The sequence below is a fragment of the Sinomonas mesophila genome (assembly GCF_001999765.1).
Lineage (GTDB): Bacteria > Actinomycetota > Actinomycetes > Actinomycetales > Micrococcaceae > Sinomonas > Sinomonas mesophila.
This window is the reverse complement of sequence record NZ_KV908322.1, coordinates 269,721-287,694: the sequence shown is the minus strand read 5'-3', so window position 1 is coordinate 287,694 and position 17,974 is coordinate 269,721. Positions and strand designations below refer to the sequence as shown.

Genomic DNA, 17,974 nt, shown 5'->3' with positions numbered 1-17,974 from the left:
ACGCCGCCCGAGTGCAGTGCGACGCCAGCGTCAGAGCTCGCTGGGTGCGCCCGGCTCGCCGACGGCGGGGTCGAGTCCGTACTTCTCGAGGATCTTCTTGATGGTTCCGTCTTGGCGGAGCTTCTCGATGTCCTCGTCCAGCGCCTCGCCGAACTCCTGGTTGCCGAGGCTGGACGGCAGCATGACCTGGCCGACAGCAGCGAACTCGGGGACGTTCGGGTTCGGCTTGACGTTGATCACCGTGGCACCCTCAATCGGGTTGTCCTTGAACCGGTGGGTGGCGACTGCAGCCCCTGCGACGAGCGCATCGATGCGCCCCGCCTCAAGGTCTCCATAGATCGACTCGTCGTCCTGATAGATCCTGAAGTTGTCCCCGAGCCACTTCTGCATACTGTCGTTCCAGAGGTTGCCGGCAACCGAGCCGACCACCTTTCCTTCGAGATCGTCGCTGGTGAGACCGGACTTGGACACGATCGCCTGCGGATCGCTCCACAAGGGGGTGCTCATGTACACGATCGACTTCCGTGCCTTCGTGCGCAGCCAGTTGCCCGAGCCAATGTCGGCCCGGCCTGACTGGACGGAGGGGATCACTGCGCCGGCTCCGCCGGAGGAGGTCACCGTGACCTTGAGGCACTCCATCTTGGCTATCTCCGTGATCAGGTCGCCTTCCATGCCGGTGAAGGTCTCGCCGTCCAGCATGGTGACGGGCGGATACTCGTAGCTGGCGACCGTGAGCTCGCCGTCGGCGACCGTCTTGAGACCGTCGTGGGCCGGGGTGCAGTCGGATCCGACGCCTGCCGTGTTGCCGCCGCCGCAGGCGGCAAGGGAGATCGCGAGCAGGCCAGCGGCGGTGCCGGCGGAAAGCGTGCGCACGAGGGTGCGGGGATTTCTTGACATGGTTGATCCTTAACGGTGGAGGTGGGGCGGGTTGCCCCCGAGAGGTGGAGGGGCGGTTTGCTTCATCTGCGTTCCAGATGGCGGCCGAGGCGCCGTTCGAGCACCCGGACGAAGCCCAGGAAGACGAGGGTGATGGAGCCGTAGATCACTGCGGTGAGGGTATAGACGCTGATGTACTCGAAGGTGATGGAGGCGATCTGGAAGGCCTTGGACATCAGCTCGGGTACGGCGATCACGAAGGCGAGTGAACTGCCCTGGAACATCAGCACGGCAAGTCCGGCCAGGGGCGGGGTGGAGATCCGCAGTGCCTGAGGCAGGATGACAATCCGGAATCCTGTCCACCCGCGCAGCCCTGAGGTGATCGCCGCTTCTTTCTGTCCCAGTGGTACCGCGGCAAGTCCTGCCCGGAAGTACTCAGAGGCGTACGCTCCTGCATTCCAGCTCAGGGCGATGATCGCCGTCGTCAGCGACGTCAGCGTGATGCCGGCATCCGGGAGGCTGAAGTACAGCAGGTACAGCAGCACCAGAGCAGGAAGTCCGCGGCCGACCTCGACGAACAGGAAAGAAATCCACTGCAGGGGCAGGAATTTCGCCTCTGCCATCACGGCGAACAGCAGCCCGAGCGGGAAGCCGAAGAGCAGCGAGAATCCGGTCAACTGGAGGCTGACGAGAACCCCTGGAGCGAGGTTCGGCAGCCATCCGACCCATTGGGTGAGCATGTCCATCAGGCCACTCCGATCTTCCTGCGCAGCCTCAGGTCGACCCGCCGGGAGATGACGGCGACGACGAGGCTGATCACGATGTAGAGCACCCCGGCAATGATGAACGACAACAATCCCTCATGCGTCTGCCTTGCACTCTGCTGGGCGTAGTAGGTGATCTCACGCACCCCGATCGTGGAAGCCAGGGCGGAGTCCTTGAGAAGACCGATGGCATACGAGGCCACCGCCGGCAGCGCGACCCGGAACGCCTGCGGGGTGATGATGTGCCCGACGGTGGCGACCGGGCTCAGCCCGAGGGCGTGGGCGGCTTCGCGTTGCGCGTCCGGGATGCTGAGCAGTCCCGAGCGGTAGATCTCGGCCATGAACGCCGAGGCGATGAGGGAGAACCCGACGATCGCCGCCTGGATGGCCGACAGCCGCAGGGCGTACTGGGGCAGGCCGAAGTAGATCAGGAACAGCCACGTGATCGGCGGGACGACCCGGACCACATTGATGTACAGGGTGGCGATACCGCTGATCACCGGGATCCGCGAGCGTACGGCGGCGACGAGCACCAGGCCGATAGCGCCCCCGAACAGCAGCGATGCACCGGTGACGTAGAGAGTGAGTCCGACGCCCTGGGCGATCGTGAGCAAGAGCTGCGCAATCATGGCCGCCTCACCGATCCAGCACGGCCTTGAGGAACTGCCGCGTGCGTTCGTTCTGAGGCTGCGACATCACCTGCTCGCTCGGGCCGATCTCCAGCACCCCGCCGTTGCCCATCACCATGATTCGGTCCGAGACGTCACGTGCGAAGTGCATCTCGTGCGTGACCACGATCATAGTCATGCCCTCGTCGGCGAGGTCACGCATGACGGCGAGGACCTCGAGGCCGATCTCGGGATCGAGGGCCGAGGTCGGCTCGTCGAAGAGCATGACCTTCGGCGACAGGGCGAGAGCACGCGCGATGGCGATGCGCTGCTGCTGTCCACCCGAGAGACGCGCGGGATACTGCTCGGCCTTGTCGGGAAGGCCGACGCGCTTGAGCAGCTTGTTCGCGACCTCCTGCGCTTCCTCCTTGCTCGCGCCCAGCACCTTCCGCTGCGGGAGGGTGATGTTCTCCATCACGGTGAGGTGGGGGAACAGGTTGAAGCTCTGGAAGACCATGCCCGTGACGCGCCGGAGGTGGTCGAGGCTTGCCTTGTCCGGCCGCTTGCCACCGGCCACCACGCGGGCACCGCCGATCTCGATCGTCCCCTCCGTCGGCGTCTCCAGGTAGTTCAGGCATCGCAGGAACGTGCTCTTGCCCGCCCCCGACGGCCCGATGATCGAGACCACTTCGCCCTCGTTCATCGTCAGATTCACATCCGACAACACTCGGCTTGCGCCATAACTCTTGCCGAGCCCAGAGACCACTACCTCACCAGTGAGCGCGGTCGGGGGAGTTCTCGTGCCAAAACTGAAGACCATTCTTCGTTCCTTCGCGTAGCGGACGCGCTTGGTCCTGAGACCGGTCCGCAGGGATGGCGTGCCCTGGCCGCAGCCGGGCGACTTGTTTGGTGCTGGCACAAGCGGCTGGGTCCCTATCGGGTGTGATCCCTGCAACATCGTGTGCTCGATATCACTGTAGCCAGATGTCTGGAAGTTGTCTACATCTTCCTCGCGATGTAGGACGACTTGGGATTGATCCTGATCCAAGGGGTGTAGATGGCAGGAGGCGAAGGTGGGGTCCGCAGCCCTAGTTCTCCTGTGTTCATTGACTACTAGAGGTCGCGACTCCTAGCATCAAGACCTCGCAAGTTGTTCGACAACTGGATTCAAAGAGGAACAAGAATGACTTTCTATGATCTGGTGATCGTCGGTGGAGGACCGGCCGGCGTTGGGACCGCCTACCAATTGCGGGAGAGTGGCCTTGCGGTGAAGCTCCTGGAAGCTGCAGGTCAGGTCGGCGGGCGGACGAAAAGCGTCACCCTTCCAGGAGGTGCAGCCAATGCGGGTGCACAGTTCGTCTACGTGGGTACTCGGACGCACGAACTCGTGGAGGAGCTCGGCCTCGACACGATCCCCTTCGAGCCCCGGACGTACGGCATCGCCTACAAGGGAGTCACCTCAGTGGGGTGCACCAATGACGAGGTCGTGTCGGGGCTCCCGCTCACCGACGGCGAAAGCGCTGAACTGCTCCGGCTCCTCGACGACTCGGTCAATGAGTACGCGACGGTGACCGCCGGCGGCGTCTTCACCGACCGCGCAGAGGGCCTGGCATCGATCACGGTCGCTGAACGCCTCGAGGGGCTGTCGCCCAGAGTGCGCGAGATCGTTGCGACAGCCATCCGGGCAGGTGCCGTCGGCGAAGCCAGCGAGATCATTGCGCAGTATGCACTGCGCTACTTCGCGAGCTATCCCGCGCATGAGACGCGGAACCGGCGGGTGCTCATCGACGGCATGCAGTCCGTCGTGCTGGCCATGGCGGAGCGGCTGGATCCGGGGGCGATCAGCACGTCGGCGTCAGTGACGAAGGTGGAGTTCGATCCGATCCGCGCTGTATACACCGTCACGGCCGTGACCCCCGAAGGCGAGACTGAATTCGAAGGGCGAGAGGTTCTCCTGGCCGTCCCTGCCCCGCTGATCGAGGCGATCGTTCCCCGCCTGCCTGAGTGGAAGAAGGTCGCGCTCGATGCGGCCTCGACTCCTGGCAACACGACGATGGTGATCGCCGCGGATGTGTCGGACGTCCCGGAGCATCGGGACTGGGGAATGGTGACCACAGTCGGCCATCGCTTCGACTGCATCCTCAACTCCACCCCAGGCCGCTGGCGCAGCGCAGACGAGCCCGGGATCGTGCACTACATGTGCTACGCGAACCAGGCCGGATATCAGCCCAATGTGCCCGGAAATCGGGTCGCCGAAGAAGAGTGGCTCGAAGACTTCCTCTCAGTCGCTCCGGCCCTGCGCGGACGGATCAGAGGTCATCACATCCAGACGTGGCAGCACTGTTTCGCGCTCCTGGGCCTGGAGCGCGCGGACGCCCTCTCCGAGATCCGCCGCCCGGTTGATGGCCTGCACTTTGCAGGCGACTGGAGTTCCACGACGGCGGGATCGCACGGAGCGTTCGTGGAGGCCGACCGCGTGGCAGCGGACGTGGTTGGCGGCAGAGGGCTCTAAGCCCGCTCTCCAGACTCCGACCTATGCAGTGAACCCCTATACCTCACGGGCGCTTTCACTCCGGGATGCTGCCCGAACCGCTGGGCCTTCGCGGACCAACTGGAAGTCGAAGGCACTGGCCAGATGGTGCTCGACCGAGTACGAGACCGGGCGCTCCATCAGGTCGTAGTCGACCTGCCTGATCACGAGGCACAGCTCTTCAGGCGCGACACCGAACACAGGCGCGAGCAGCTCGCCGACCTGCGCCGGCTCGAGCGTCGCGACACCGAACTTCACGTCCACCCCGCAGACGCTGGAGAGAAAGGCGTAGAGGGACGGGCCCAGGCCCAGGCTCATGGGCTGGTCCGGAAGCAGTGAGGATGCGAAGTAGTCATGGGAGATCGTCACCGGCGTCCTGTCCGAGGTGCGGACGCGGTAGAGGTGGATGACCGGCGTCCCCACATCGATGCCGAGGCGCTCGGCGAGGTCCTCGTCCGCTTCCTCCTGCCTCCAGGTCATCTCGGAGATCCCCGGCACATGGCCCCGGGACTTGATGAGTTCGTCCGAGCCCACGTTGAGGTGCAGGCTGCTCACGAGCGGCCTGACCGAATTCACGTACGTGCCCGACCCATGCCGCCGGTCGACGAGGCCTTCCTTCTCCAGCTCAGCGAGGGCGGCCCGCACACTGACCCTGCTGACGCCCAGCTCCTTGGCGAGAGCCGGCTCTGAGGGCAGCCGGTCCCCCGCCGACCACGCCTCCTCCGAGAGCCGGCGGCGCAAGCCCTGGACCGCCCGATCCTTCGCACTGAGCCGCTGGGAGGCTTCCCCCGCGGCCTTGGGCTCCGGCCCAGCGGCTTCCACCTGTGTCTGCATGCACTACATCGTACAACGGTAGGACAACTTTGCCCCTGCATTGAGAGGACAAGTCTGCTCTCGGTCCGTCTGTTGACACAGGTGACCTACGTCTCCTACAGTCGATTTGTCGAAGATGTAGGACAACTTTAGAGACATGGGACCACTTGAGTTGTCAAGCCCCATTGTTGTGACCAACTCGCACCCGCATCGCCTCGACAGGGGACTGGAACCCTTCGCCGATGGAGTGCTTGCCATCAATTCCCGGCAGACCGTGAACAAGTCAGAGATCTGCCTCCCACAAGTTGTCCGCCCTATCCCCCTGGAGAAAGCCGAGCCCGTGAAGCCAGAGATCATCGTGATGCTCACGCACAATGACGTGACCGTGTCCAACGCCCGCGAATGCTTCCGCAACGCGGCCGACCTCCCCGTCAAGTACTGGGGCTTCAAGGACGTCGGCCTGTCCACGCGCGAGATGGAGCAGCTCGTCGCCGACTTCAAGGACGCCGGGAAGACCCCGGTCCTGGAGGTCGTGAGCTTCGACGAGAAGGACCTGCTCAACGCCGCAGCCCTCGCCACGGCGTGCGGCGTCGAGTACTTCACCGGGGGCGTGTTCTCGGAGGCCGTCCTCGGGCGCGTCCGCGAGGCCGGGATGAAGTACTTCCCGTTCTGCGGCAGCGTCGGCGGCTCGCCGATCGAGCTCACCGGCTCCCCCGAGGACGTCATCAGCGACGCCGTCCGGCTCCGTGGGCTCGGCGCCGACGGTGTTGACCTCGTCGCCTACCGCTTTGCGGACGGTGACCCGATCCAGCTTGCGAAGCTGGTGGAATACCAGCTGGGGGGCCAGAATCTGATCATCGCAGGCAGCATCAACTCGGCCGATCGCATCCGCCGGATGCAGGAGATCCGCCCCCTCGGCTACACGATGGGTGGGGCCCTGTTCGAGGGTGCGTTCGTGCCCGGTGGGTCCTTCCGCGACAATCTGGAGCGCGTCGTGGAGATCGACGCCACGTTCTGGGGAGGCCAGTCATGACCCACCTTCTGGGAGTCGACGTCGGCACGACCGCGATCAAGGCCGCCGTCTTCAACGCGGCCGGCGCCGAGCTCGGCAGCCACTCGGAGGAGTACTCACTGCTGACCCCCCGCGCGGGCCGCGTCGAGCTCGACGCCGAGACGTACACGAGCACGTTCGCCCTCGCCGTCCGCCGCGTCCTGGAGGAGGTGCCGGGCGCCGTCGGGGATCTCGCCGCGCTGGGACTTTCCGCGCAGGGCGAGACGATGCTCTGCCTCGACGCGGACAACAGGCCCATCGGCCGCGCGATCGTGTGGATGGACAACCGCGCGACGGCTGAATCCGAGGAGATCGAGCGGCACTTCGGCCGCCCCGCGATCCACTCGACGACCGGCCAGGTCGCCATGGACGCCATCTGGCCCGCAGCGAAGATCCTGTGGCTCAAGCGGCACGAGCCCGAGGTGTTCGAGCGGACAGCGAAGTTCGTGCTGCTCAAGGACTACCTCGTGTACCGGCTCACCGGGCGGCTCGTGAGCGAGGACTCGCTGCTGTGCTCGACGATCCTGTGGGACATCAACACGCGCCAGTACTGGCCCGAGATGCTCGAGTACCTGGGCATCAGCGCGGACCAGCTGCCCGAGATCGCGGGCCAGGGCGAGATCGTCGGGACCGTGACGGACGACGGCGCCGCCCACCTCGCGCTCCCGGCCGGCCTTCCTGTCTCTGTCGGCGCGCTCGACCAGGCCTGCGGCGCCCTCGGTGTCGGCAACGCCGTCCCCGGGATCTTCTCCGAGAGCACCGGCTCCGCCCTGACGAGCGTGACGATCGTCGAGGAGCTCGCGCTCGACGCCTCGGGCCGCGTCCCCTGCTTCCCGGCGGCCATCCCGGGGCAGTACATGCTGCACAACTTCTCCACCGGCGGCATGGTCATGCGCTGGTACCGGGACGAGTTCTGCCCCACAGAGACCCAGATCGAGCAGCTCTGCGGGATCAACGCCTACTACCTCATCGACCAGGAGGTGCAGCAGGTCGAAGCGGGCTGCGACGGTCTCATCGTCCTGCCCCACCTGCAGGGCTCCGGACCGCCCGACCTCGACCCCTACGCGCGCGGCGCCATCTTCGGCCTCACGCTCGCGCACAAGAAGCAGCACCTCTCGCGCGGGATCATGGAGGGCGTCGCCATGGTGCTGCGCCGGATGATCGACTCCACCACCCGGCTCGGCGTGCACGTGGAGGAGATCATCTCGCTCAGCGGCGGGTCGAAGAGCGACGCCTGGTGCCAGATCAAGGCGGACGCCACCCAGACTCCCGTGCACACCCTGCGGGGCGCCGAGAGCGCGGCGTGCCGCGGCGCGGCACTCATCGCGGGAGCCGCCGTCGGCCTTCTCGACTCCGCCGTCCCGGTGGCGCGCTCGGGCATCGAGCTTGACCGCTCGTTCAAGCCGCGGCCGGAGAACGCCGAGGTCTACGACCAGCTGTTCTCCCGCTACATGACCCTCCAGGAATCCCTCAAGCCGCTGCTCCAGCCGGCCGAGGACTTCCACTAGACACCCCCGAATTCCAAGAAGGAGCCTTCCATGAAGGACGCAGTCATCATCGGCGGTGGCCTCGCAGGCCTCTCCGCGGCGTGGCGCCTCCGCCACTGGGACATCCAGGTCCTCGAGTCCGACCGTCGTGTGGGCGGCCGGGTCATGTCCGAGAAGCGCGGCCAGTACGTCATGAACTGGGGCGGGCACATGTACGCGGGCGAGGGCAGCTCGACCACCGAGCTGCTCGCCGAGACCGGCACCCGCTCGATGCGGATCCCGGGATCGCTCCAGGGCATGGCCATGAACGGCAAGTTCCTCACGACCGGCCCCGTCATGACGTACCCCTTCCGGTTCCCGATGAAGGCCTCCGGGCGCCTGTCCATCCTCAAGCCGGGCATCAAGCTCAGCCTCGACGTCCTGCGCTACACGCGCGCCGTCGCCTCCCGCCCAGGCGAGACGCCCGAGGTGCGCCAGCAGCGCATCTACGACTTCGAGAACGACCGCACTTTCGCCGACTACATCGGCCAGCTCTCCGAGGACGCGAAGAAATTCTTCATCCCCGTCGTCATGCGCTCCGCCGCCGATCCGGACCAGCTCTCCGCCGGCGCCGGCATCGGCTACTTCAGCCTCATCTGGAACATCGGCCAGGGACTCGGGCGCGCCATCGCCGGAGGCGCCTCGACCCTGACCGAGGGGATCGCCCAGGCCCTGCGTGACCGGGTCGAGCTCGGCGCGGTCGTGGAGGAGGTCATCCAGAACCGCGACCACGTCGTCGTCCGCTACACCCAGGACGGCGTCGCCCATGAGGTCACGGCGCGCGCCGCCGTCATGGCCACGCCCGCGCCGATCACCCACCGCGTCGCCGTGAACCTCCCGCAGGACCTCCGGGACGCGCTGTCGAAGATCGAGTACGGCCCCCACGTCGCCGGCGCGTTCCTGACCAACGAGACACACCCCATGCCGTACGACAACACGTACGGGATCGCGGTCGCGAACAAGTCCTTCACGGTGGCGCTCAACCAGGGCAACCTCGTCCGCGGCCGCGAGGCCTACCGGCAGCCCGGCGGCAGCATGATGACGTTCTCGCCCGCGAGCATGGGCCGGCGCCTGTGGGACGTTGACGCGGACACGATCGCCAAGACGTACATCAGCGAGCTCGACGAGATCTTCCCAGGCTTCGAGGGAATCGTCGAGGAGGCCCGCGTCGAGAAGTTCGAGTTCGGCTCGCCGTACTGCTTCCCGGGCCGCAGCAAGCTCCAGCCCATCCTCACCCGTCCGTCGGAGCGGATCTTCCTGGCCGGCGACTACCTCGGCACGCTCTACACCGAGACCGCCATCAGCTCCGGGTTCACCGCGGCGCAGGAAGCCGCGAGCCTCCTCTCCACGGGTCTGCAGCGCGGCCGCTGAGCCCCCGCCCCCGACCTTCCACCAGCCAGACAAGGAATCCTGAATGTCCAAGGAAATCAACGGCGTCCTGACCGCGCTGTCCACCCCCTTCGATGAGAACGGCGAGATCGACGACGCCGTCCTCCGGCTTCTCGTCGACCGCTCGGTCAATGCGGGCATCGACGCGCTCGTCGCCGGCGGCGGGACCGGCGAGGTCGCCGCCCTGAGCGACGAGGAGCGCATCCACGTCTTCGAGGTCGTCGTCGAGCACACCGCCGGTCGCGTCCCCGTGGTCGCCAACAGCGGCTCGCTCACGGCCAAGCGCGCTATCCGCCTCGCCCAGGCCGCCGAGCGCGCGGGCGCCGACGCCATCATGCTCGCCGCCCCGTACTACGAGCCGCTTACGATCGAGGAGATCACCCGGTACTTCACCGACGTCGCCGCTTCCATCTCGATCCCGGTCATGCTCTACAACAACCCCTCGGTGACCGGGGTGAACCTCGACGCCGAGACCCTCGCGCGCTTCGGCCGGGAGATCGAGAACGTCAAGTACGTCAAGGACTCCAGCGGAGACTGGGAGCAGGCCCTGCGGCTCATCCACTACTACAAGGACGACATCGGCCTCATCGTCGGGTGGGACAGCTTCCTCTTCAGCGCCCTCCTCGAGGGCGCGACCGGCGTCATGGCCGGGGCCGCCAACGTCGTCCCCGACGAGATCGCCGGCGTCGTGCGTGCCGTCCGCTCCGGCGACATCGAGGGCGCCCGCGAGCAGTGGCGCCGCGTGTACCCCGTGATCGACGCCCTCCTGCAGCTCCCGTTCTCCCAGGCCGTCAAGGCAGGACTCCGGCTCCAGGGCGTGGACGCCGGCTCGCCGCGCGAGCCCTTCCTGGAGACTCCGCACGACGACGTCCTCCGGCTCAAGGACGCGCTGGCCGGTCTCGCCTAGCCCGACTCCCCAGCCCCCGGGGGAGGCGGAGCCCTGCCCCCTCCCCCGGGACCGCCACCGCACAGCACCGCCCGACGCTGAGGTCGGCCTTCACCGGCCTCAACGCTGAGCCGGCCTGTGCCCATTCACCCCTCTGCATTGGATACACCCATGGAAGAAACCCTGGCAGCCTTCAGCAGCACGCTCTGGAGCCCACTGGCCTACGTGGTCCTGGGGCTCGGCTTGCTTTTCACCATCGCCACCTTCGGCGTCCAGATCCGCAGGTTCCCGGACATGCTGCGGCAGATCCGCCAAGGCCACGGCGGCGAGGGCGGCCTGTCCGCCTTCCAGGCCCTCGCCCTCACGCTGTCGGCGCGCGTCGGTGTCGGATCCATCGCCGGCGTCGCAACGGCGATCGCGGCCGGCGGCCCCGGGGCCCTCCTGTGGATGGCCGTCACCGCCCTGCTCGGCTCGACCGTCGCCTACGCCGAGGCCGTCCTCGCCCAGGTGTTCAAGCAGCGCGTGGCCGGCGAGCAGCGCGGCGGCATGCCCTTCTACATCAGGTACGGTCTCCGGGCGCCATGGCTGGCCGTGATCGTCGCCCTCATCAGCGTGACCGGCTACGGCTTCATCTTCCCCGGCATCCAGGTGAACAACATCGCCTCGAGCGCCAAGCTCGCCTTCGGCCTCGAGACCTGGGTGACCGGCATCATCGTCACCGCGCTGCTGGCCCTCGTCATCGTGGGCGGGACCAAGCGCATCGTGAACTTCTCCCAGGCCGTCGTCCCCGTCATGTCCATCGGGTTCTTCCTGTGCGCGATCGTCATCATCTTCGTGAACCTCGACAAGGTTCCAGCCGCGATCACGCTCATCGTGACCTCGGCGCTCGGCATCGACCAGATGTACGCCGGCATCGTGGGCTTCGCGGTGCAGTGGGGCGTTCGGCGCGCGGTCTTCGCCTCCGCCGCCGGCGACGGCGAGGGGACATACGCGGCCGCCGCGGCGCAGAACACCCACCCGGGCAAGCAGGGCATCGTGCAGGCGTTCAGCATCTACGTCACCGTGCTGCTCATCTGCATGGCGACGGGCCTCATGATGGTCGTCGCCGGCACCTACAACGTCACCGACGGCAAGGGCGGATACATCTTCGAGGGTGTCCCGGGCCTCGTGGCCGGGCCGAACTTCGTCCAGTCGGCCATCGACACGGCCATTCCCGGCATGGGTCCCGCCTTCGTCTCGATCGCCGTCCTCCTCTTCGCATTCACATCGCAGATCTTCTACTTCTACGTCGCGACCACCAACCTGTTCTTCCTTGTCAAGAACGAGCAGGCCCGAAAGGTGCTCGGCGTCGTGATCAAGCTCGGGGCGCTCGGCATCTCGTTCTTCGGCTCCGTGGCCAACGCCGGTGCCGTGTGGGCGGCTGGCGACATCGGCTTCGGCCTCCTCGCCTGGTGCAACATGGCCTGCCTGGTGCTGCTGTCCCCGGTCATCATCAAGGTCTGCCGTGACTACGACCGCCAGAGGAAGATGGGTATCGACCCGGTCTTCGACCCCAAGGCCCTCGGCATCCGCGGCGCGGTCTTCTGGGAGTCCCCCGTCGAGGAGCGCAAGGCGACGGTCGCCTCCGCCTTCCACTGATTCCTCCCCCCACCAACCAGAACGACCACCGCAAGCAAATGACGCAAAGGAGCACCATGAGCACGACCACCGTCCCGTACATCGTCCGCCCCGACGACGCGAAGGTTTTCTACGAGGGCCCCGAGCTCTGCCGGGAGTACTTCCGCAACGATGACCTCTGGTTCGGCAGCTCTCTCGTGAACCCGGGCGACACTGGCGCCGTCGACCCCGGTCACGACGGAGCGTGGGAGGTGTTCTACTGCGTCTCCGGGGAGGGCATCATCGACGATGGCGAGCGCGAGTATCCGCTAAGCGCCGGCGACGCTCTCGCTGTCCCGCCGAACGTCCCGCACCGGATCCACAACCGCAGCGCCGAGCCCGTCCTCATGGTCTGGGCCGGCGGTCCGGGCGAGCCTCCGGCGGCCTAGGCCGCGTTCTCCACGGAACTGTCGGGCAACGCCAGTGGCTGCAGGGATACACTCCCTGCGGCCACTGGCGTTTTTCTCTGCAACCGCCGCAGGCGGCCTTTCTGATCATGAAGAGTATTTGCACAGTCCAGCGAGAAATCATTTGCTTTTTCTCAGCGGTGATCCCGGACAGAATTCTTAGTGACGGCACCACGAGTTATCGGAAATGCCGGTGATCCAATTCCTGTCAGAACTCAAAGGAGAGTCCCCGTGACCAACGCATCCGACAACCGCTTCGCCAGCCGGCAGACGGCGTTCAGCGAGATTCCGATCATCGACATCGCCGCACTGGTCGATGGGAGCGACCCCCAGGGCGTCGCCGAGAAGATCGGCAAGTCCTGCGAGGAGGTCGGCTTCTTCTACGTCAAGAACCACGGGGTCCCCGCAGATCTGGTCCAGCGCATGTACGCGGCCACCAAGGAGTTCTTCGAGCTGCCGCTGGAGGTCAAGGAGCGCCTGCACGTGGCCAAGTCAGGCCCCACGCTGCGCGGCTACATCCCCCCGTACGGCGAGAACGCGGACCCGAAGAACACCCGCGACCTCAAGGAGGTTTTCGACTACGGCGTTCACACGGACGAGGTTTCCCCCTTCTTCGGGCCCAACCCCATGCCGGAGGGCCTGCCCTCGTTCAAGGAGGCCTGCGAGGAGTACCACGACGCGATGATGGGGCTGGCGCGCAAGCTGGTCAGCGCGTTCGCCCTCAGCCTCGGCCTCCCCGCGGACTACTTCGAGAAGAAGCAGCAGCACCCGATCACGATCCAGCGTCTCCTCCACTACCCGTCGCAGGACGTCTCGGCCTCCAAGGACGAGATCGGCATCGGCGCGCACACCGACTACGGCTTCCTGACGATCCTGTCCCAGGACAGCGTCGGCGGTCTGCAGGTCCAGAACAAGGACGGTGAGTGGGTCAGCGCACCGCCTGTGGAGGGCACCTTCATCATCAACATCGGCGACCTCGTCCAGGCCATGACCAACGGCCGCTACTCCTCGACCGTGCACCGGGTCGTCAACACGAGCGGCGTGGCACGCTACTCCATTCCGTTCTTCATCGACCTCGACTTCGATGCCATCGTCGAGCCGGTGGCGACTTGCATTGACGCGGAGAACCCGGTCGATTTCAAGCCCTTCACCTGCGGTGAGTACAAGTACAGCCGATTTGTGGACGTTTACCCCCATCTCCAGGAAGCGGACAAGGATCTCACCCCCGTCTCCTGACTCTCAGGACGGAATGCTGCGCGCCCCCGGCGTTCGACTCATGTCGAACGCCGGGGGCGTCTCCTCGCTCTGGGTGGAAGCATCCTCTGACCGCTCTTTCTACAGTTGCTTCCATGATTGACGGGAAGCTCAAGGTCCTGCAGGTCCTCGATCACTATGGCAGCGTCACGGCCGCCGCAGCGGCTCTGAGCTACACGCCGTCGGCCATCTCCTACCAATTGCGCCAGCTGTCCGAGCAACTCGGGGTCACGCTGATCGAGCCGGCAGGGCGGGGCATCAAGCTGACGACGGCGGCGCACACCCTGCTGCGACACGCGGCGGTGCTGCAGGCACAGTGGGAGCAGGCGCGCAGCGAACTCGCCGCCGCGAGCGAGGAGTCCGCAGGCCAGTTCACCCTGTGCGGCTTCTCCACCGCCGCGACCCACCTGCTCCCCCTTGCCGCCGCCCGGCTGCGTGACCGCCATCCGCGGCTCAGCCTTCGCGTGGTCGAGGCCGAGCCCGCCCGCTGCTTCGAAATGCTCGCGACGCACGAGGCAGACCTGGCGCTGGTGATGGTGACCGCCGACACCCCACCACTGGGCGACGAGCGCTTTGACCAGCAGCTGCTGCTGGACGACCCGCTGGACCTTGTCGTCCCCAACGATCACCCGCTGACAGCATGCGACACGGTCACGCTCGCTGACGCCGCCCGGGAGCCTTGGATCATCGGCACTCCCGGAGGGGCGTACCACCAGCTCACGGTCACGGCATGTGTAGCGGCTGGCTTCACCCCGCAGCAGGCCCATCAAGCCGATGAATGGGAAACCGGCGCGGCGCTGGTCGCCCAAGGGCTCGGGGTCATGCTCATGCCACGCCTCGGACTCATTACCCCACGGTGGCCCGTCACGAGCATCCGGCTGTCCGGGGAACCTGCGCCCGCGCGACGGATCATGACCTCCACGCGCAAAGGCGGCGCGAGTCATCCGCTCGTCGCCCAGACGCTCGACCTCATCAAGGCCACGTCCTCGAGCCTGTTCTCGCAAGGAATGCCGTCGCTCAATGGCCCTGTCTCCCGTAAGGCTGCGTGAGCGCGTCGGCCCAGGTCCCGGATCCCCGCGGCGGATCGTCCGTCCATCAGACAGGAGAGACTGGACCTGGGACCGTACGTCAGGCCAAAAGGTGCAATTGCGTTGGGGTGCACCCCGCAACACTCCCCTACCGGCCGACATGCATGGCACGAGGGTCAGCACCAGGCCTCCTGCAACGGAAGCGTGCAACGGTCTAGAGATGGCGCAACAGTCCGGGCAGCGGATCGGATACGCGCCCTCGATCTCCAGACCGTCGCACCCGAGTCATGATCGAACCCGCGACCTTCCCCCTCGAGCGGAAAATGACGGCAGCCAGGTCCGACGGCCGATGATGGCGATCCCCACGCTGCGGTGACTGGCGTTTTCCCGCGCCGACGGCGACGAGCAGGTCGGCCCGGCGGTCACGTTCGACGACGTGACGCCCACGCGTGTCCTCCGACCCTAGAGGGACGGCGTCGAAATGAGCCTCCGCGCATACATGGTTGAGGGCATCGACCCCGGGGAGAAATCCGACTTGTCGACTTCGACACCTCCAGCGTCAACACCTGCAGCTGAAGCCATTCGGTCGAGCAGGCTGAGCGGCCTGCATCAGCATTGCCCCAGAATGAACGAAGCCCCAAGGCATCCGCCTTGGGGCTTCGTCACTCTCAGCTTTCACAGGGCCGCTGTCTGAACGGTGGTCTGACGAAATGACAGAACGAATTCCTCGTCAACCAGTTTCACGCTCGACGCAATCCTGCAAGGTCACCAATCTTGGACCACGGCTTGGGTCCCTGCTCGCGCAGCCGTGTCAGCAGCAGCACGAGCCGAGAAACCCTCATTTATCAGGCTTACCAGCCACGTTCAGCAAGCCGGTGAGGGGCCGCAATCTCGTCGACGTTGATCCCGACCATGGCCTCGCCGAGGCCGCGGGAGACCTTGGCGATCATGTCCGGGTCGTCGAAGAAGGTCGTGGCCTTCACGACGGCCGCGGCGCGCTGGGCCGGGTTGCCGGACTTGAAGATGCCCGAGCCGACGAACACGCCGTCCGCGCCCAGCTGCATCATCATCGCCGCGTCCGCGGGGGTCGCGATGCCGCCGGCGGTGAACAGCACGACCGGGAGCTTGCCGGTCTCGGCGATCTCCTTCACGAGCTCGTACGGGGCCTGCAGCTCCTTCGCCGCGACGTACAGCTCGTCCTCGGGCAGCGAGGACAGCCGGCGGATCTCGGCGCGGATCTTGCGCATGTGCGTGGTGGCGTTGGAGACGTCGCCGGTGCCGGCCTCGCCCTTGGAGCGGATCATGGCCGCGCCCTCGTTGATGCGGCGCAGCGCCTCGCCCAGGTTGGTCGCACCGCACACGAACGGGACCGTGAAGGCCCACTTGTCGATGTGGTTCTCGTAGTCGGCCGGGGTCAGGACCTCGGACTCGTCGATGTAGTCCACGCCGAGGGACTGCAGGACCTGGGCCTCGACGAAGTGCCCGATACGGGCCTTGGCCATGACCGGGATCGAGACGGCGTTGATGATCGAGTCGATCATGTCCGGATCGGACATGCGGGAGACGCCGCCCTGGGCGCGGATGTCAGCAGGGACGCGCTCGAGGGCCATCACGGCCACGGCGCCGGCGTCCTCGGCGATCTTCGCCTGCTCGACGTTGACGACGTCCATGATGACGCCGCCCTTGAGCATCTCGGCCATGCCGCGCTTGACGCGGTTGCTGCCAGTCGTCGGCGCCGAGGCGTTTGCTTCAGTAGACACGTACTCGTCTTTCTTGTCGCGAAAAAGCTGGATACGTCTGTGGGGACACCCCAGTCTATCCCCGCCGCGGACCGGCTGTGACTGGCATGACTCCCAACGGCTGCGCGGACGCTCTGGATGCCTGCACAGGGCCTTCAGGCGGCGTGACCGGTGATGGCCTGCGCCCGCACCGCCGCGACACGCTGGACGACGGTGATGGCGCTCGCCGCGGCGAGGAGCACGAAGGTCCAGGTCAGGACCGGGATGGGAAGGCCGAGCCCGCACAGGCCCGTGACGACGAGCGTGGCCACGAGCCGCTCCGCCCGTTCGGCGATCCCCACGTTCGCCTCGTAGCCGAGGGACTCGGCCTTGGCCCGCGCATAGGAGACGAGGTAGCCGAGCGCGAGGCACACGACGGCGAGCACTCCCGTCGCGAAGTTCGCGCCGCCGGCGAAGAACCAGAAGGCGATCCCCGCGAACACGGCCCCGTCCTGGACGCGGTCGAGTGTCGAGTCGAGGAAGCTCCCCCAGTTCCCGCTGCGCCCGGACCGGCCCGCGAGCCGGGCCATGATCCCGTCGACGACGTCCGAGAAGACGAAGAGCGTGATCGCGATCGTCCCCCAGAACAGCTCCCCGAGGGGGTACAGGACGAGGGCGCTCGCCGAGACCCCGATCGTGCCTACTGCCGTCACGGCGTCGGGGGACACGTGCCACCGCAGCAGGAGGGCGGCAAGCGGCGTGAAGAGCCGCGTGAACAGCTTGCGCGCGTGCCTATTGAGCACCCGGCGCCTTCCCGCCGTCCTGCGCGAGCCGCCCGCCGTCGTCCGCCGGGGCCGCCTCGGGCCACGCCTCGGCGATCAGCGCCCGGGTCTCCTGGAGGGTCTGCGTGATCTGCTTCGTCTGGGCGATGATCGGCAGGAAGTTCGCGTCGCCGCCCCATCGGGGCACGACGTGCTGGTGGAGGTGGCCCGCGATGCCCGCCCCTCCGGCGTCGCCCTGGTTGACCCCGATGTTGAATCCGTGCGGGCCGGCGACCTTCCGGATCACGCGCATCGCCGTCTGGGTGATCTCCGCCATCTCGGCGGTCTCCTCGGCGGAGATGTCCGTGTAGTCGGCCACGTGGCGGTAGGGGCACACGAGCAGGTGGCCGGGGTTGTACGGGAACAGGTTCAGGACGGCGAAGCACGTAGCGCCGCGGTACACGATGAGCGACTCCTCGTCGCTGCGGCGCGGCGCGGCGCAGAACGGGCACTCGTCCTCGTTGCGGAAGCGGCCCTGCCCGCCCGTCACGTAGGCCATGCGGTGCGGAGTCCACAGGCGCCCGAAGGCGTCGGGCGTCCCGGCCAGCTCGAAGCCGTCCGTCACCTCCCGGTCCGGCACGCTGCCGCTGGGGACAGCCTCCGGCCCTCCCTCGCGCGCGGCCCCCATCCCCGTGGACTCCGCCATC

17 protein-coding genes are annotated in these 17,974 nt (G+C 66.7%); 9 read left to right on the top strand and 8 right to left on the bottom strand.

Annotation, left to right across the window (positions count from 1 at the left end):
• Positions 1–30: 30 nt before the first annotated feature.
• From BV907_RS01205 to BV907_RS01190, 4 genes are all read right to left on the bottom strand, one after another.
• Positions 31–897 carry a substrate-binding periplasmic protein gene (locus BV907_RS01205; RefSeq protein ID WP_077487818.1) on the bottom strand — a complete coding sequence of 289 codons (867 nt, stop codon included), beginning with the start codon at positions 895–897 and terminating at the stop codon, positions 31–33.
• Positions 898–959: 62 nt separating this feature from the next.
• The gene (locus tag BV907_RS01200; protein WP_077487817.1) at positions 960–1,622 is read right to left on the bottom strand and encodes an amino acid ABC transporter permease; all 663 of its coding nucleotides are present in this window, start codon (positions 1,620–1,622) and stop codon (positions 960–962) included.
• Complete coding sequence (locus tag BV907_RS01195) at positions 1,622–2,269, bottom strand: amino acid ABC transporter permease (RefSeq protein WP_077487816.1); 648 nt, start codon at positions 2,267–2,269, stop codon at positions 1,622–1,624. Before BV907_RS01195 ends, BV907_RS01200 begins: the two co-directional genes overlap by 1 nt.
• Before the next feature lie 7 nt (positions 2,270–2,276).
• On the bottom strand, positions 2,277–3,068 hold the full coding sequence (locus tag BV907_RS01190) for an amino acid ABC transporter ATP-binding protein (RefSeq protein ID WP_077487815.1): 792 nt from the start codon (positions 3,066–3,068) through the stop codon (positions 2,277–2,279).
• A 363-nt stretch (positions 3,069–3,431) separates the two neighbouring features.
• On the opposite strand from BV907_RS01190, the gene BV907_RS01185 reads away from it, so the two are divergent.
• Entirely contained in the window at positions 3,432–4,760 is a 1,329-nt protein-coding gene (locus BV907_RS01185) for a flavin monoamine oxidase family protein (protein WP_077487814.1), read from the top strand.
• A gap of 36 nt (positions 4,761–4,796) precedes the next feature.
• Here the strand turns inward: BV907_RS01185 and BV907_RS01180 are convergent, their stop codons facing one another.
• On the bottom strand, positions 4,797–5,612 hold the full coding sequence (locus tag BV907_RS01180; protein ID WP_077487813.1) for a GntR family transcriptional regulator: 816 nt from the start codon (positions 5,610–5,612) through the stop codon (positions 4,797–4,799).
• A gap of 319 nt (positions 5,613–5,931) precedes the next feature.
• On the opposite strand from BV907_RS01180, the gene BV907_RS01175 reads away from it, so the two are divergent.
• The 8 genes from BV907_RS01175 (at position 5,932) to BV907_RS01140 (ending at position 14,809) form a co-directional block, all read left to right on the top strand.
• A complete protein-coding gene (locus BV907_RS01175) occupies positions 5,932–6,624 on the top strand; it encodes a hypothetical protein (RefSeq protein ID WP_077487812.1) in 693 nt (230 codons plus the stop codon).
• Entirely contained in the window at positions 6,621–8,150 is a 1,530-nt protein-coding gene (locus BV907_RS01170) for a xylulokinase (RefSeq protein ID WP_077487811.1), read from the top strand. Before BV907_RS01175 ends, BV907_RS01170 begins: the two co-directional genes overlap by 4 nt.
• Positions 8,151–8,180: 30 nt before the next feature.
• Complete coding sequence (locus BV907_RS01165) at positions 8,181–9,539, top strand: protoporphyrinogen/coproporphyrinogen oxidase (protein ID WP_077487810.1); 1,359 nt, start codon at positions 8,181–8,183, stop codon at positions 9,537–9,539.
• A gap of 43 nt (positions 9,540–9,582) precedes the next feature.
• Entirely contained in the window at positions 9,583–10,464 is an 882-nt protein-coding gene (gene dapA, locus BV907_RS01160; RefSeq protein WP_077487809.1) for a 4-hydroxy-tetrahydrodipicolinate synthase, read from the top strand.
• Between the two features lie 150 nt (positions 10,465–10,614).
• On the top strand, positions 10,615–12,081 hold the full coding sequence (locus BV907_RS01155) for an alanine/glycine:cation symporter family protein (protein WP_077487808.1): 1,467 nt from the start codon (positions 10,615–10,617) through the stop codon (positions 12,079–12,081).
• 56 nt (positions 12,082–12,137) lie between these two features.
• The gene (locus BV907_RS01150) at positions 12,138–12,488 is read left to right on the top strand and encodes a cupin domain-containing protein (RefSeq protein ID WP_175637317.1); all 351 of its coding nucleotides are present in this window, start codon (positions 12,138–12,140) and stop codon (positions 12,486–12,488) included.
• Between the two features lie 249 nt (positions 12,489–12,737).
• Complete coding sequence (locus BV907_RS01145; RefSeq protein WP_077487806.1) at positions 12,738–13,742, top strand: isopenicillin N synthase family dioxygenase; 1,005 nt, start codon at positions 12,738–12,740, stop codon at positions 13,740–13,742.
• A gap of 113 nt (positions 13,743–13,855) precedes the next feature.
• Positions 13,856–14,809, top strand: coding sequence for a LysR substrate-binding domain-containing protein (locus tag BV907_RS01140; protein ID WP_077487805.1), 954 nt, complete (start codon positions 13,856–13,858; stop codon positions 14,807–14,809).
• Between the two features lie 830 nt (positions 14,810–15,639).
• Here BV907_RS01140 and pdxS read toward each other — a convergent pair.
• The 3 genes from pdxS to BV907_RS01125 all read right to left on the bottom strand — a co-directional run bounded on the left by pdxS (position 15,640) and on the right by BV907_RS01125 (position 17,973).
• Positions 15,640–16,548, bottom strand: a complete 909-nt coding sequence (gene pdxS / locus BV907_RS01135; protein WP_077487804.1) for a pyridoxal 5'-phosphate synthase lyase subunit PdxS — start codon at positions 16,546–16,548, stop codon at positions 15,640–15,642.
• A gap of 134 nt (positions 16,549–16,682) precedes the next feature.
• Positions 16,683–17,309, bottom strand: a complete 627-nt coding sequence (gene pgsA, locus BV907_RS01130; RefSeq protein ID WP_077487803.1) for a phosphatidylinositol phosphate synthase — start codon at positions 17,307–17,309, stop codon at positions 16,683–16,685.
• Positions 17,299–17,973: an HIT family protein gene (locus BV907_RS01125; RefSeq protein ID WP_077487802.1), complete on the bottom strand. Its 675-nt coding sequence runs from the start codon at positions 17,971–17,973 to the stop codon at positions 17,299–17,301. The genes pgsA and BV907_RS01125 overlap by 11 nt, the downstream gene beginning before the upstream one ends.
• Position 17,974: the final 1 nt, after the last annotated feature.

What these genes read in the sequence shown, in the direction of transcription:
- BV907_RS01205 (WP_077487818.1), bottom strand. Translation starts at nt 897, where the DNA reads ATGTCAAGAAATCCCCGCACCCTCGTGCGCACGCTTTCCGCCGGCACC.
- BV907_RS01200 (WP_077487817.1), bottom strand. Translation starts at nt 1,622, where the DNA reads ATGGACATGCTCACCCAATGGGTCGGATGGCTGCCGAACCTCGCTCCA.
- BV907_RS01195 (WP_077487816.1), bottom strand. Translation starts at nt 2,269, where the DNA reads ATGATTGCGCAGCTCTTGCTCACGATCGCCCAGGGCGTCGGACTCACT.
- BV907_RS01190 (WP_077487815.1), bottom strand. Translation starts at nt 3,068, where the DNA reads ATGGTCTTCAGTTTTGGCACGAGAACTCCCCCGACCGCGCTCACTGGT.
- BV907_RS01185 (WP_077487814.1), top strand. Translation starts at nt 3,432, where the DNA reads ATGACTTTCTATGATCTGGTGATCGTCGGTGGAGGACCGGCCGGCGTT.
- BV907_RS01180 (WP_077487813.1), bottom strand. Translation starts at nt 5,612, where the DNA reads ATGCAGACACAGGTGGAAGCCGCTGGGCCGGAGCCCAAGGCCGCGGGG.
- BV907_RS01170 (WP_077487811.1), top strand. Translation starts at nt 6,621, where the DNA reads ATGACCCACCTTCTGGGAGTCGACGTCGGCACGACCGCGATCAAGGCC.
- BV907_RS01165 (WP_077487810.1), top strand. Translation starts at nt 8,181, where the DNA reads ATGAAGGACGCAGTCATCATCGGCGGTGGCCTCGCAGGCCTCTCCGCG.
- dapA (WP_077487809.1), top strand. Translation starts at nt 9,583, where the DNA reads ATGTCCAAGGAAATCAACGGCGTCCTGACCGCGCTGTCCACCCCCTTC.
- BV907_RS01155 (WP_077487808.1), top strand. Translation starts at nt 10,615, where the DNA reads ATGGAAGAAACCCTGGCAGCCTTCAGCAGCACGCTCTGGAGCCCACTG.
- BV907_RS01150 (WP_175637317.1), top strand. Translation starts at nt 12,138, where the DNA reads ATGAGCACGACCACCGTCCCGTACATCGTCCGCCCCGACGACGCGAAG.
- BV907_RS01140 (WP_077487805.1), top strand. Translation starts at nt 13,856, where the DNA reads ATGATTGACGGGAAGCTCAAGGTCCTGCAGGTCCTCGATCACTATGGC.
- BV907_RS01125 (WP_077487802.1), bottom strand. Translation starts at nt 17,973, where the DNA reads ATGGCGGAGTCCACGGGGATGGGGGCCGCGCGCGAGGGAGGGCCGGAG.